Origin of the sequence: Frankia sp. CpI1-P, assembly GCF_001421075.1 — a bacterium.
In the GTDB taxonomy this organism is placed as follows: Bacteria; Actinomycetota; Actinomycetes; order Frankiales; family Frankiaceae; genus Frankia; species Frankia torreyi.
On sequence record NZ_LJJX01000013.1, the window covers coordinates 103,523 to 116,922 of the forward strand.

Genomic DNA, 13,400 nt, shown 5'->3' on the forward strand with positions numbered 1-13,400 from the left:
CCCCTCGGGCCGCACCGTCGCCGGACCAGAGCCCGGACCCGATCCGTGAACCGGCGGCGGGAGGTCGTCGACACCGGCAGGAACGGCGTTGGTCATGACCGATCCCCTTGCATCATCCGAACACCCGGATCCGCCGGGCCGGCCCGATCCCGCGGGCCAGCCCGAGCCCACGGGACGCCCGGCGGNCGGTCGGGCCGCGGGATCCGTGCGGCTCGCCTCACCGCGGGGGCTCGCGGCGACCAGCTTCACGCTGCGCGAGGCGCACGTCCTCGACGCGACCGGCCGTTTCGGCGAGCCGCTTGACGTGGCGGTGCGCGACGGCGTCGTGCGGGCCCTCGGACCGCGGCTCGCTGTCGACCCGGACGCCGTCGACGTCGACGCCCGCGGGCTGTGGCTGATGCCCGGCGTCGTCGACTGCCACGCGCATGTGACCCAGTCGACCTACGACCAGTTCGAGCTGGTGACGGCCCCGCTCTCCGCGCGATACCTGCAGACGGCCGACGCGCTGCGGGCATCGTTGCAGGCTGGCGTCACCTATCTGCGCGACGCCGGCGGCGCCGATGCCGGTGTCCGCGACGCGCTGGTGGCGGGCAGTGTGCCGGGTCCGCGGCTCGCGGTCTGCATCGTCGCGCTGAGCCGTTCCGGGCGCCATGGGGACGGCGGCATCCTCGGCCCCGGGCTGGAGTCCGCCGACGACGTCCTCGGACCCGACTATCCGGGCCGGCCGCCGCACTCGGTGGTCGGGGCCGGTGGCCTGCCCGCTGCGGTGCGTGGCGTCCTGCGCGCCGGCGCCGACTGGGTGATGATCTACGCCAGCGGCGGGGTGATGTCCGCGCGCCCGGGCAGTCCGGACTTCCAGTTCGGCCGCTCGGAACTGACCGCCGCGGTCGCTGAGGCGGCCCGCTACGGCCGTCCGGTGATGATGCACGCCCTGGGCGAGCGGGCGGTCGAGGCGGCGGTCGCCGCCGGCGCACGTTCCGTCGAGCACGGCCTCGGGCTGAGCGAGCGGGCGGCTGCGGCGATGGCCGCCCGCGGGGTCACGCTGGTGCCGACCCTGACGCCCTACCGTGACCTGGCCGCGCTGGCGACCACCGGCCTGCTGCCGGGCTGGGCGGTGGATCGGGCCGAGGCGACCGCGGCCTCGCTCACCGAGACGATCGCCGTGGCCCGCGCGGCGGGGGTTCCCATCGCGCTGGGCAGCGATGCCCGCCATCGCACCCGCCACGGTGCCAACCTTGCCGAGATCAGCCAGTTGCGACGGGCGGGGCTCACCGCCCCCGAGGCGTTGCTCGCGGCGACCGCCACCGGGGCGAGGCTGTGCGGGGTGGGGGATCGGCTGGGGCGGATCGCCGTCGGCTACACGTTCGACGCGATCCTGCTCGACGAGGATCCGGCGGAGCTGAGGATCTTCGAACGCCCGGACGCGGTCAGCGGCGTGTTCCTCGGTGGCCGCCCGGTACTGGCACATCCGCGGCTGCCCGCCTCGATGACGGCCTCGGCTGCGCCGCCCGTGCGCCCGGTGCCGGACGGCGCAGACCGCGCCGCCGCCGGCCCGCGGGTGCTCCCGTCGGGGCCCGCCACCGGCTGACCGGGGTGCGACGGCGCGCCGGGACCGTGTGTGCCAGTCACCTGCACCGGAAAGCCAACCGGCCTTCTTCGGACGTAGTTCCCTGTCAAGTTTCCGACTATTTCCGAAGTATTCGGCGGAGGCTGTCCGCCGAGATGCGGATCCGCTTTCGAAAGCTATCGTCGGAGGAGCCCGGCCAGGCAGAAACAGCCGTCTGCCACGGGCTTCCCGGTATGGCGGATGAGCCGTCGCCCGCACCTCGGAGGTGTCCGATGCAGCACGCCGAAATGATCAACGAGAACATNCGGAAAGCTATCGAGGAGTGTATGTCATGCTCTGCGCTGTGTGAGGAGACAATCTCCTACTGCATGGACATGCCCGGCACGATGATGGACGCTGCGGACATGCGGCTCATGATGGACTGCGCGGCGGTCACCAGGACCTGCGCCGACTTGATGTGTCGGATGTCGCCGTTCCACGCCGAGATGTGTGCCATGTGTGCACGGGTCTGTCGTGCCTGCGCCGAGATGTGTGAAAAGATGCCGCGCGACGCCCAGCTCGCCCGCCTTGCCCGGGCCTGCCGGTCCTGCCTGGACAGCTNCAACGCGATGGCGGGTGCCGCTGCCTGACCTGCCCGCGGGTCCGTCGCCGGCCTGTGGCGTCCTCGCGCCGCGTCGCCCTCACCGTTCCCGCTGAGCCTGTGTGACTTCCGTGTTCTCGCATGGCTGTGGTGGACGCGCCGCCCCTGCGTCTCGGATGTCCATCTCGGAGGTCGGAGTCCGTCTCGAGCACGCGACGTGGCGGACTCCGGCGACCCGGCGGTGTCGGTCGTGGTCCCCGGGGCACCTGCGCCCATGTGCTCCAGGCCGGTCTCGCCGCCGGCGGGAGCCGTTTTCGAGCATCACCCCGTCGTCCTCCGGGGCCCAGGCGGAAGCGCTGGGCCCCGGAGGCGGCCGACGGAAACATTCCGGTAGTCAGCATTAAGTATGTTGACATCCGATCGGAGCGCCGCCAGAATCCGACCATGCCTCATCCGGCGCGACGGCCGACCGCTCTGGTCATCCGTGGCCACATCGACTTCCTGCGTGTCGCTTCCGCGGTCTGTCCGGTCCGGGTGCCTCGCTAATCCATCCTTGCCGGCGCGCCGTCAGCGTTTCCCGGCGCCTCACCAGTGCTTCNCCGTCGCGCCATCGCCGCTGCCTCCACAGCCGCGCGGCCTGGCTGCGCCGGTCGGGCTTCCGCAGCCTCGCACGCGCTATTTTCGCCGTGCTGGAGCGCGCCGCCATCCGCGTCCGGACGGCTCTGATCGGAGCATGTTGTGTCCATTCCCCTCTCGTCGCCTCCCTCCCATCCGCGTCCGCGTGGCTACGTCGGCGGTCCTGGTTCCCGCTACTGGCCGAGCAGCGATCCGACCCGGCGTGCGGGGGCGAACGTGGTCCTCCTTCCCGGCCGTGGGGAATCCGCCGAAATTTTCGAGCACCTTGCCTTTCGGCTGGCACTCGACGGCTACCAGGTGACGTTTCTCGACCATGGGAGGGACAGCGTCCTCGCCCTGGGAGAGGCGCGCGAACCGGGACTTCCGTTCGTTCTACTCGGCTCGGACAGCGGCGCCCTACGTGCGCTGGTCGGGGCCGCGTCGCCCGCCGTTCGCCCGGACGCGCTCATCCTGGTGGACCTGCCGCTGCTGCACCGCGCGGTCGCCGGAGAGCCGCCGGACCAGCCGATCCCACGGTCGCTTCCGGACCTGCCCATCCTGCTGCTGCATGGCGAGGATGACCGGGTGACTCCGTTTCCGCTTGTTCGTATGGCGACGCGGACCGCCCGCGGGGCCAGGCTCGCGTCCCTGCCCGGTGGCCGGGGCGTGCTGTCCGGCCCGGGCCGCCGCGCCGCCGGCGCGCACATCCTGCTCTTCCTGGAGAACCTGCGGACGCGGCGGCCGGCCCCCGCGCCGCGGTCCGCCTCGCCAGCCTGACCGCACCGCACGCGTCCTGACTCGCCGGGCGGCGCGCCGGTTCCCGCGTCGCCCGGTGGCCCCTCGCCCTCTCGTGGCCCCTCGCCCTCTCGTGGCCCCTCGCCCTCTCGTGGCCCCTTGCCGTCCGGTTCGTCGGGTCGTCTCGCCGCCCGTTCACCGCCGAGGTCGTTCGTTTGTCGCCCCGCCGCCGTGAGTCTTGAATCCGGCGCTGCCGGTCCGGCGTCGGCGTGGGTTCCGGTGCTGCCACCGCGGTGCGTCCCACGCGGCGGGTGGTGCTGCGTGGGGTCCTTCCGGCCCTCGGTCCCGGCCTCCTCCTCCGATCGCGTCCCATCTTGCCCGGGGCAGACCGGGGCGTACCTCCGACATCCGATGATCCTTTTCATCGTCCGAAGGTTCGGTTGATGTCCGAGTGTTGCGGTCTCGCAGCACTATGCACGCACGGTGACGGACGCGCGCCGAAATTCGTGCATAACTAGTACTTGTCACTACGGTACGTAGTTCGCTACGGTTGCCGGGCACTAGTTGCTCCGGGCCGACGCCGAGTTNTGCCCACGGTCCGGGGTCCCTCCAAGACAGCTTGGGCAGAAGCGGGGGAACCAGGTTCCTCCGGGTGGCCCCGTCACGGCCGCCCTCGGGGTTAAGTCGCCTCCACGGAGACGACCGGGCTCCCCGGCCCGAACCCGACAGCTAACCTCGCAGGCGTACGGGAAGGATTCGACGTTGCCTGTGTATCGGGAACGCTCGGCTGCGGTCTCGATGACCGCCCTGGCGACCTGCGCTTTCTATGACGCGCCCTCGCCACGATGGGCGCCGTTCTCGCCCTGACGCAGCCGCGGGAACGTGCCATCGGCCGGTGCTAGCGGGCCGAACATGCGCGCGCATGGCATTACCGGCCCGCCTGACGGACCGCACGGGTCGCCGTCGGCGGTCGGCCGCGATCCCCGGACCGCCCGCATCGGGCGGCCAGGCGTGATGCGGCCGTCGCGCTGATCGGGCTGGAACTCTCACCAATCTCGGAGCTCGCCCCCGCCGTTTCTTTGCGCCGTTTGGCCGGGTGCAGCTTCGAAACCAGATAGTCCGTGCTGCCCTTATCTGGTGAGTGAGAACCGCTCCCCTCCGTTGAGCGGAAGCCATCACCGATTCCACACCTGTGTTCGACGACACCGAAATGAGATGTCAAAGAATGGCTAAGGGAAAGCATCGGAAGCGTTCCACCCGGCACCGTGGCGCCGTCATCGCCGCCGCCGGCGTGATCGGTGCCGGAGCCAGCATGCTCGCCACCGCGAGCCCGGCGAGCGCCGCCACCGGCTCCGTCTCGGACGTGACGATCGCCAGCGCGGCGGCGAATGCGGGCCTCGCCGGCTGCCGCGGCGTCCCGCTGTCCACCTGGGTGGCGGTCGCTCTCGCCGAGTCCGGCGGCAACACCTTCGCCCACGCCACGGTCGGTGAGGACTCCCGCGGACTCTGGCAGATCAACATGCGTGCGCACGCCGGCTGGGTGGGCAGCCGCAACCTCTACGACCCCGCCACCAACGCCTGGGCGGCGAAGCGAGTCTGCGACAGCCAGGGCCCCGCGGCCTGGACCACGTACGCCCGCGGCATGCACAACCGGTTCCTGGGGCGTGGCCAGGCCGCGGCGGCCGCCGTCTCCGGCGGCGTGAGCGTCCGCACCGTCTCCTACGCCGCGCCCGCGGCGCCCGCGCCCGCGGCGCCCGCGCCCGCGTCGGCGTTCCCGACCGGGTATCCGTCGCTCGCCACCGGCATCGGCTACCGGCAGGACGTCCAGCAGGTTCAGCGGAAGNTGGCCAACCTCGGTTACCCGATCCAGGTCGACGGCCAGTTTGGCTACCAGACGAACCACATGGTCAAGGACTACCAGCTCAAGCACGGTCTGCTGGTGGATGGCGTCGTCGGGCCCCAGACCCGCGCCAGCCTCGGCATCTGAGGAATCGCAGGGCGGCCGCGGCGCCGCCGGGTGACGCTCCCGAGCCTCACCCGGCGGCGCTGTCGTGTGTGGCAGCCGGGCGTCGTCGCATCCCGCGGCGAGGACGCATCCCGCCGCGAGGACGCATCTCGCCGGGGGAGAGGACTATCCGCCGGTCGAACGGGGTATTCCCTGCACCGGCCCAGACGGGGCCGCCGGTCCCCGGGCGAGGTGTGGAACGGGGCCCGATCAGCGAGGATCTCCGACCGACGAGGATCATCATGGTCGACGAGCTCGGAACCGTTGCGGGCCCGATCGCCCGTCCCGGCGTCCGGACTCCCGGCGAACCAGGTCACGGCTCCCGGTGGTCCGGCTCCGCGGCGGCGGCGGCGCCCGGGCCCGGGTCCGGTGTCGTGTTTGCCGTGCTGGGCCCGCTTGAGGTCTGGCGTGGGCCGGGGGAGCGCGTCCGCATCGACCAGCGCAAGAAGCGGGCGCTGCTGCTCACGCTGCTTCTGCACGCCGGACGGTGGACCTCGGTGGAAGAGATGTGTCTGGCGCTCTGGCAGGACGATGCGCCCAGGTCTGCCCTCGGCAACATCAAGACCTACCTGTCCGAACTGCGGCACACGCTGCCCACGCCGGTCGGGGATCCGGCCGTGCCGGCGTCGATCAGGGCGGTGGGCCCGCGGGCCGCGGTCCTTCGCCGACCGGCCGGCCCCGGACGCATCGAGAGTCGCCCAGGGGAGTATCGCCTGATCGTCGCCCCCGACGAGATCGACGTCGTCCGCTTCGAGCAGGCAGTCGAACGCGGCCGGGTCGCGGCCCGCGCCGACGCGCCTGCCCAGGCCGCCGAGCTGCTGGAGCAGGCGCTCGGATGGTGGCGCGGAAGCGCGTTCGACGAGTTGCCGGCCGAGGTCGGTGGCGCCGAGAGCCTCCGCTTGGAGGAGGCCCGGTGGTCGGCCCGCGAGGCGCTGATAGACGCGCGCCTCGCACTCGGTGAGCACGACCAGGTGCTTCCGGCGTTGCGCGCGCTCGCCGTGGAGTACCCGACCCGCGAGCGTCTCTGGGCGCAGCTCCTCGTCGCCCTGGAGCGCAGCGGTCGCCGGGCCGAGGCGCTGCGTGAGTACCGCGGCCTGTACCGGCGGATGGTCACCGAGCTCGGGATCGAACCCGGTGCGGAGCTGCGCCGGGTCCATCAGGAGGTTCTGGACCCGGAGCGCGGCTGGCCGCGGTCCTCCTCGGAGCCGACGGGCATGCCGGCACCGCTGAACCGCCACTGAACGTCCCGCGGGAATCCCCTTGGGCGTGGGACCGCTCCGTCCGGTCCGCTGATCTGCGGTAGCGCTCGCAGGAGCGGGGCCGGCCCATCCGCCGGGAGGCGGGACACCTTTTGGATGCCGACCGTCGCGCGGCGGACTTTGCCTTCTGCCCGCCACGCGGAGGAACGCGAACAGGGAGGGCACCCATGACGGCGACCTGTCCCAGCGCCTGGCGGCGGCCGGTTGATCTGCGGCAGCGGCCCCGGGCCGGGAGCGCGATCGCGCCGGTGGCGGATTCGATGCTGGCGGGCTTCTCCACTGAGCCCCTGGGGCTGTGGTGACCACGCCCATCACGGCTCGGCGGCCGGGCCACGACGCCCGGCTCGCGTCACCCCGGCCGAGCTGCTGGTTTGTCGCCCTGTCGGACCGGGATCCGGTGGTGCTGCCTGCCGCGGTCCGTCGGGTGCTGCGATACCCCTCGGGGCGGCCGTGGCTCGTCGGCGACTGGCCGGACGACGCGATGGTCAGCGCGGCGACCCATCGTGCCCGGATAGCACTGGTCGGCCGAGTCGAGGCGAATTCCAGCCAGCTCCTACGCCTGCTGATGGCCGCCCGGGATGTGCATTCCCTCGACGTCGCGCGCGCCGTGGCCGGGGACTNCCACGTCATCGCCGAGATCAACGGGCAGTGCAGGCTCCAGGGCAGCCCGACCGGCACGCGGCGGATCTTCACCGCGTTGTCCGGGGGGCAGCACGTCGCCGCGGACCGCGCCGACGTCCTGGCCGAGCTGGCCGGCAGTGAGCTGGACCGCACGGCGCTGGCCCTGTCGCTGCTTGATCCATTCCCGCCATATCCGCTTGACGACCTCGTCCCGTGGGAGTCGGTCGAGACCGTGCCACCCGACCACTACCTGTTCCTGGATCGTGATGGACGGGTCGAGCGGATGCGCTGGTGGCGGCAGCCGGCGTCGGTGCGTTCGCGGGCCGAGGGCGCGCCGATCCTGCGAGCGGCCCTCGCCGAGGCGGTGTCCGTGCGGGTGGCAGCGGGACGCACCGTCAGCGCCGACCTGTCCGGCGGGCTGGCTTCGACCGCCGTGTGCTGCCTGGCGGCCCGCGGCCCCGCCGACATCGTCGCGGTCACCCGGATCGCCCAGGACCCCGATGGCAACGATGCACGCTGGTCAGCCGACGCGGCGGTCTCGCTGCCTGGTGTCGCTCGGGAGATTCTGCCCGCAAGCGAGCTCCCGCTTGTCTTCGACGGCATCGCCTCCGCCGATGAGGCGCTCGACCGTCCCTTCGTCGGCCTCGTGGATCGGGCGAGGATGCGGGCGGGCCTCGACCGCGTCGCTCTCTACGGTCCTCGCCTGCACCTGACCGGCTTCGGCGGTGAGCAGGTCGCGCAGGGGGCGCCGAACTACCTGTCTCGACTGGCTCGCCGACGGCCCTGGACCACGTTGCAGCACCTGCGCGGCTTCCGTGCCCGGGNGGGCTGGCCGTGGGCCGCGAGCCTGCGGATGATGCGCCGTCGGGACTACCGCGACTGCCTGTTCGACCTGGCCCGGGCCCTCGACCAGGCTCCGCTCGGGGGAGGCCCCGCGCGGCCCGAGTCCCCCCATGCGGCGGCGGCCCTGGACTGGACGCTGCCGCCGATCGTCCCGGGCTGGCTGACCCGCGCCGCCCTGAGGCTCATCGCCGAGGCCGTCGCCGACGTGGCTCGCCGAGACGCCCCCCTGGCGCCGACGCGGGACGGACACGCCGACCTGTTCGCGATCCGGGCCGCCGCGTCCGCCTTCCGGCTGTTCGATCAGATGGCCAGCCCGGTCGGCCCGCCGCTGAGCGCGCCGTTTCTCGACGACCGGGTCGTCCGCGCCGCGCTCGCCGTCCGGGCGGAGGAGCGCGCCTCTCCCTGGGAAAACGAGCCGCTGCTCAAGGAGGCGATGCGGCAGGTGGTACCGGCGAACTGCCTGCTTCAAAAGATCTCTGGCGGCGCCGACGCCGAGCAGGGCCGGGGGTTGCCTGCGAATCGTGGCGTTCTGGTCGGGCTGTGCGAGGACTCGCCGCTGGCCGACCTCGGACTCATCGAGCCGGAGGCGCTCCGGGAGGCGTGCCGGCAAGGGGCCGCGACGGACCGCCGGCTCCAGGCCCTCCGACCGACCTTCGCGGCCGACGCGTGGCTACGTACCCTCGCCGGCCGCTGCGGCTGAGCGCAGGCGGGTCGCGGGCGCCCCGGCGCCGGCACGGATGGCCTGGGAGATCTGCCGAAGATCGACGGACCAGCGGGAGTGGACATGGTGATGTTGCGATCCGACGTGGTGCGGGCGCCGACCGAGTACGGTGCCGTGCTTCTGCACACCGAAGACGGGCGGTACTGGACGCTCAACCCCTCGGGTGATCTGGTTCTCCGCGTCCTGTTGGACGGGGGAGACGTCGCCGCCGCCGTGCGGGAGCTGTGCACGACCGTAGAGGTCGATCCGCAGGTCGCGCGCCGCGATGTCGAGGGTCTGCTGGCCCAGCTCGCCGACGTCGGCCTGATCGAGCCGGAGTCCGAGGCTCGCTGGTCGCCCGAGGTCGAGGCGGGATGCCCCGGCAACGATGCGGGCAGGCCGGAGGCACGGCGGTGACGGCGCCGATGGTGGTCGAACGATCGGAGATCGCACTGCGCCCCGGGCGTCGACTGGGGGCGATGGCCGCGGTCGGGGCGGCACGGCTGCTCGCTACTCAGTCGCCGGCACGCATCCGTCGGGTGCTGGGCCGGCTTGGCGAGGGCGCTCGGCCGGCGGACTACGCCAGCGCGCTCGCCGCACGCCAGGCGGTGATGGCCGTGAGCCTCACCTGTCGGGAGGAACGAGGCTGCGTTCCCCGTTCGATCGCCACCACCCTGCTGTGCCGGATGACAGGCAGCGTGCCGACCTGGTGCGTCGGGGTGCGAACCGTCGCGCCGTTCGCCGCGCATGCGTGGGTCGAAGCGGACGGTGTGATCGTCGGTGAGTCGGTGCCGCCCGGATACCTGCGTGCGCTGCTCGCCGTCGGGCCGGGGACCGAACCGTGGTGAGGGGGCTGGCCGAGCTCTGGGCGTTGTTGCGTGGGCACGGACGGCCCGTGGTGATCGCCACGGTGCTGACCGTGATCGGTACCGGCGTCGGAGTGCTCCAACCACTGCTCGTGATGAGGGTGATCGACGCCGCGCAGGCCGGTGGTATCCCGTTGTGGCTGGTCGGGTCGCTTCTGGGTCTGTTCGTCTGCCAGGCGATCATTGACACCGTCGGGCACTACCTGCTGGAACGAGCCGGTCAGGGGATCCTGCTCGGCCTGCGCCGACGGCTGATCGNCCATCTGCTGGCGCTGCGGGTGCAGATCTTCGACACCCGTCGGATCGGGGACCTCATCTCGCGGGCGAACACGGACACCACTGTGGTTCGGGAGGCGGTGGCCTACAGCTTCACCTCGCTCGTCACCAGCCTGATCGGGGTGGCCGGCGCCGTCGCCCTGATGGTGTGGCTTAATCCGTGGCTGTTCCTGCTCGTCCTCGCAGTGGTCGCGGTGGCCGGGGTGGTGGTCCTCGGTGCGCTGTCTCGCATCCGAGCGGTGTCCGAGCGTGGGCAGGCGAGCGTGGGAGGCATGACCGCGGACCTGGAACGGGCCTTGGTCGCGATCCGTACCGTGCGGGCGAACCGGGCCGAGGCCCGCGAGGCCGAGCGAATAGGCGATCACGCCTCCGCCGCTTACCAGGCAGGTATCCGCATGGCAAAGCTGGACTCGATCATTGCGCCCGCCATGCAACTGGCCGTGCAGGGCAGCGTCCTGGCCGTCCTGCTGGCCGGTGGGGTGCTGGTGGCTCGGGGCTCGGTCTCGCTCGGCAGCCTCGTCGCCTTCCTCCTCTACGCGACCTACCTGGTCATGCCGTTGTCTCAGCTCATCGAATCCGCCGCCACGATCCAGCGCGGGCTCGGGGCGCTCGCGCGGGTCAACGCCGTGTTCGCACTGCCGCGGGAGGACGACGACACCGTGTTGCGCGGTCCGCTGCGCACGATCGCGACCGCCTGGCCCGCCGGGTTGACACCGCCCGCCGTGGCCCTGCTCGCGCAGGGGGCGTCGGGGCAGGCTCAGGTCACGTGCTGCCCCTCGCCGGAGCAGGCGGCCGGAGCGGCTGGAGGGTCTGGAACGGCTGGAGGGGCTGGAGGGGAACGGCCCGCGGTGGCCGCAGCGCGGGGGACGGTGGGTGAGGGCGACCGGGCGGCGGCGATCGAGCTGCGAGAGGTGCATTTTGCCTACACCACGACGCCGGTGCTGCGTGGAGTGTCGTTCCAGGTGCCCCGGCGGGGCCACGTCGCGCTGGTCGGAGCCTCGGGAGCTGGCAAGTCGACCGTTCTCGAACTCGTGGAGCGGTTCTACGATCCGGACGAGGGGCAGATCCTTTTCGCGGGCCGAAATGTCCGTTCCATCTCCCGCAGCAGTGCCCGGACCTGGGTGAACCTGGTTGANCAGAACACGCCGGTGCTGCACGGCACCCTGCGGGACAACATCGTTTACGCGATGCCGGACGCGGCCGAGGACGAGATTGCGCAGGTGGTGGCGACGGCTGGATTGAGGGACCTCGTCAACCGGCTGCCTGATGGGCTGCACACCGCGGTAGGCGATCACGGCGTGCTGCTCTCCGGCGGCGAGCGGCAGCGGGTGGCGATCGCCCGTGCGCTGCTGCCGAACCCCGCCGTACTGCTGTTGGACGAGCCGACCTCGCAGCTCGATGCCGTCAACGAGCGTGTGCTGACCCAGGCGATGCGCCGGATCGCCGCCGAGCGCGCCCTGCTCGTCATCGCGCACCGCATCTCGACGGTCCGGGCGGCCGACCGCATCATCGTGCTGGACGAGGGCCGGGTGATCGCGGAGGGCACCCACGACGAGCTGATGGCGACCAGTGCGTTCTATCGGGGGCTCGCCACAGCCCCGCCGGCGCGGCCTGCGGGAGCGGCGGGAGACCGGACCGCGCGCGACGAGCAGCGGCGGCCGCCGGCAGGTCCGTTCGGACCGCCGCCGACGGAAGGCGGTGACAGCCACCCGGGGTCACTCAGTCCGCTGGGGCGCCGTCGGGCAGGGCGTCGTGCCGTCGTGGGGTGAACGGGCCGGGCATCCCTCCTCGGAACCCCGTCCCTGCTCCACCCGGCCTCGATCTCACCAGTGCCGCTATCGCGCCGCCGGAGGGGCCAGGGCGGACTTGCGGACCTTGCCCATGGGATTGCGAGGTAGCTCGGTGACGAAGTGGATCTCTCGAGGCCGCTTGTGGACGGACAGTTCCCGGGCCACGAAGTCGGTGAGGTCTCCGGCCGCAGACCTGCTGCTCCTCCCGCCATCGAGCAGATCGGGGGCGACAACGAAGGCGGCGATCCGCTGGCCGAGATCGTCGTCGGGGAGGCCGATGACGGCGGCCTCCCGCACCTCCGGATGGGCCAGGAGCGCCGCCTCCACCTCACCCGCGCCTATGCGATATCCCCCGGACTTGATGAGGTCGGTCGACCGCCGTCCGACGATCCGGTGGTGCCCGTCCGGCGCGATCACCGCAGCGTCACCGGTACGGAACCAGCCATCGGTCGTGAAGGTGTCGGCGGTGACCTCCGGGCTGCCCAGGTAGCCCCCGTACAGGGTCGGCCCCTGGACCTGCAACTCGCCGATGCTCTGCCCGTCGGCCGGCAGNGGAGCGCCGGTCTCGTCGTCGACGAGCCTGGTGCGTACGTCCTTCAGCGGCGGGCCTACCCAGCCGGCGCGGCGCTCGCCATCGGCGCGGCTGCTCGTCGTGATCAGCGTCTCGGTCATCCCGTATCGCTCTATGGGTGCCAGGCCGGTGAGCGTGGCGAGCCGATTCAGAATCGGCGTCGGCAGGGGTGCACTGCCGGAGACGAGCAGCCGAGCCGTGGCCAGGGCCCGGGCGCTGACCGGGTCGTCGCAGACCCGGGACCAGACGGTCGGCACGCCGAAGTACAGGCTGCCACCGGCCGCCGCATACGCGGTCGGTGTCGGCCGGACGGTGTGGACCAGTCGGCTGCCGACCCGCAGCGCGCCGAGAACACCCAGGACGAGTCCGTGCACGTGGAACAGCGGCAGCCCGTGCACGAGGGTGTCTTCCGGGGTCCAGGCCCATGCCTCGGCGAGGGCGTCGAGGTCGGCGGCGATGGCCGCGGCGGGCACCATCACGCCTTTGGGTGCTCCGGTCGTGCCGGAGGTGTACAGGATGAGCGCGGGCGGGGCGGTCGTGATCCCGACCGGTTCATCGACGCTCGCTGCGCTCGCGGGCGCCCTGTTCGTGGCGGACGGCAACGCCGTGCGGGCGGTGGGATCGACAGGCACCACCGGGATTGCCAGGTCGTCCCAGTCCGGGCTGCCGAGCAGCAGCTCGGCGCGCGAGTCCCGCAGGATGTGGCCGCGCTCCCGCGGCCCGGAATCCGGTGGCACCGGGACCGCGGGCACCCCGGCGAGCAGACATCCGACGACGGACACGACAGTGGCCATCGAGGCCTCGGCGTGCACCGCGACGGTCCCGGCTCCCGCGACGCGACCGGCGACGGTCGCTGCGGCCCCCAGCAGCTCGGCCCGGGAGAGGACCACATCCCCGACCTGCACGGCAGGAGCATCGTGATCGACGTCCAGGGGTGGGAACAGCAGCGTCACGTCCGGNTCCTCTCGCCGC

8 protein-coding genes, 7 pseudogenes and 1 riboswitch are annotated in these 13,400 nt (G+C 72.3%); of the genes and pseudogenes, 13 read left to right on the forward strand and 2 right to left on the reverse strand.

Translation table 11 applies throughout. From position 1 onward, the window contains the following. Positions 1 to 397: 397 nt before the first annotated feature. The 13 genes and pseudogenes from FF86_RS11380 to FF86_RS46220 form a co-directional block, all read left to right on the forward strand. Positions 398 to 1,588, forward strand: a complete 1,191-nt coding sequence (locus FF86_RS11380) for an amidohydrolase family protein (protein ID WP_242418594.1) — start codon at positions 398 to 400, stop codon at positions 1,586 to 1,588. 1,297 nt (positions 1,589 to 2,885) lie between these two features. Next, a complete protein-coding gene (locus FF86_RS11390; RefSeq protein ID WP_044884503.1) occupies positions 2,886 to 3,539 on the forward strand; it encodes an alpha/beta hydrolase in 654 nt (217 codons plus the stop codon). Between the two features lie 526 nt (positions 3,540 to 4,065). Then, a riboswitch (cyclic di-AMP (ydaO/yuaA leader) is annotated at positions 4,066 to 4,255 on the forward strand. 467 nt (positions 4,256 to 4,722) lie between these two features. Then, positions 4,723 to 5,340, forward strand: a 618-nt coding sequence (locus FF86_RS11395; RefSeq protein ID WP_242418572.1) for a transglycosylase SLT domain-containing protein, incomplete at its 3' end; no start/stop codon positions are given. Position 5,341: 1 nt separating this feature from the next. Then, positions 5,342 to 5,484, forward strand: a pseudogene (locus FF86_RS46195) (peptidoglycan-binding protein); the annotation flags it as partial. Positions 5,485 to 5,744: 260 nt separating this feature from the next. Next, the gene (locus FF86_RS11400) at positions 5,745 to 6,743 is read left to right on the forward strand and encodes an AfsR/SARP family transcriptional regulator (protein ID WP_242418573.1); all 999 of its coding nucleotides are present in this window, start codon (positions 5,745 to 5,747) and stop codon (positions 6,741 to 6,743) included. Positions 6,744 to 6,928: 185 nt separating this feature from the next. Further along, on the forward strand, positions 6,929 to 7,063 hold the full coding sequence (locus FF86_RS62175) for a hypothetical protein (protein WP_255355756.1): 135 nt from the start codon (positions 6,929 to 6,931) through the stop codon (positions 7,061 to 7,063). Between the two features lie 602 nt (positions 7,064 to 7,665). Beyond that, the coding region (locus FF86_RS46200) for an asparagine synthase-related protein (RefSeq protein WP_242418595.1) at positions 7,666 to 8,206 on the forward strand (541 nt) is incomplete at its 3' end. Position 8,207: 1 nt separating this feature from the next. After that, positions 8,208 to 8,925, forward strand: a pseudogene (locus FF86_RS46205) (asparagine synthase-related protein); the annotation flags it as partial. Between the two features lie 90 nt (positions 8,926 to 9,015). Continuing rightward, the gene (locus tag FF86_RS11410; RefSeq protein ID WP_242418574.1) at positions 9,016 to 9,342 is read left to right on the forward strand and encodes a lasso peptide biosynthesis PqqD family chaperone; all 327 of its coding nucleotides are present in this window, start codon (positions 9,016 to 9,018) and stop codon (positions 9,340 to 9,342) included. Further along, complete coding sequence (locus FF86_RS11415; RefSeq protein WP_044884505.1) at positions 9,339 to 9,773, forward strand: lasso peptide biosynthesis B2 protein; 435 nt, start codon at positions 9,339 to 9,341, stop codon at positions 9,771 to 9,773. The genes FF86_RS11410 and FF86_RS11415 overlap by 4 nt, the downstream gene beginning before the upstream one ends. Continuing rightward, positions 9,767 to 10,049, forward strand: a pseudogene (locus FF86_RS46210) (ABC transporter ATP-binding protein); the annotation flags it as partial. The gene FF86_RS11415 and the pseudogene FF86_RS46210, both read left to right, overlap by 7 nt. A 1-nt stretch (position 10,050) precedes the next feature. Beyond that, a pseudogene (locus FF86_RS46215) lies at positions 10,051 to 11,202 on the forward strand (ABC transporter transmembrane domain-containing protein); the annotation flags it as partial. Between the two features lies 1 nt (position 11,203). Then, a pseudogene (locus FF86_RS46220) lies at positions 11,204 to 11,836 on the forward strand (ATP-binding cassette domain-containing protein); the annotation flags it as partial. A 66-nt stretch (positions 11,837 to 11,902) separates the two neighbouring features. On the opposite strand, the pseudogene FF86_RS46225 reads toward FF86_RS46220, so the two are convergent. Both FF86_RS46225 and FF86_RS11425 read right to left on the reverse strand, forming a co-directional pair. Further along, positions 11,903 to 12,409: pseudogene (locus tag FF86_RS46225) on the reverse strand (AMP-binding protein); the annotation flags it as partial. Between the two features lies 1 nt (position 12,410). Beyond that, positions 12,411 to 13,381 (reverse strand): annotated as a pseudogene (locus tag FF86_RS11425) (AMP-binding protein); the annotation flags it as partial. Positions 13,382 to 13,400: the final 19 nt, after the last annotated feature.

Bases quoted from the DNA above. Each gene is read 5' to 3' on its own strand.
- FF86_RS11380 (WP_242418594.1), top strand. From the start codon at position 398: ATGCCCGGCGTCGTCGACTGCCACGCGCATGTGACCCAGTCGACCTAC.
- FF86_RS11400 (WP_242418573.1), top strand. From the start codon at position 5,745: ATGGTCGACGAGCTCGGAACCGTTGCGGGCCCGATCGCCCGTCCCGGC.
- FF86_RS62175 (WP_255355756.1), top strand. From the start codon at position 6,929: ATGACGGCGACCTGTCCCAGCGCCTGGCGGCGGCCGGTTGATCTGCGG.
- FF86_RS11410 (WP_242418574.1), top strand. From the start codon at position 9,016: ATGTTGCGATCCGACGTGGTGCGGGCGCCGACCGAGTACGGTGCCGTG.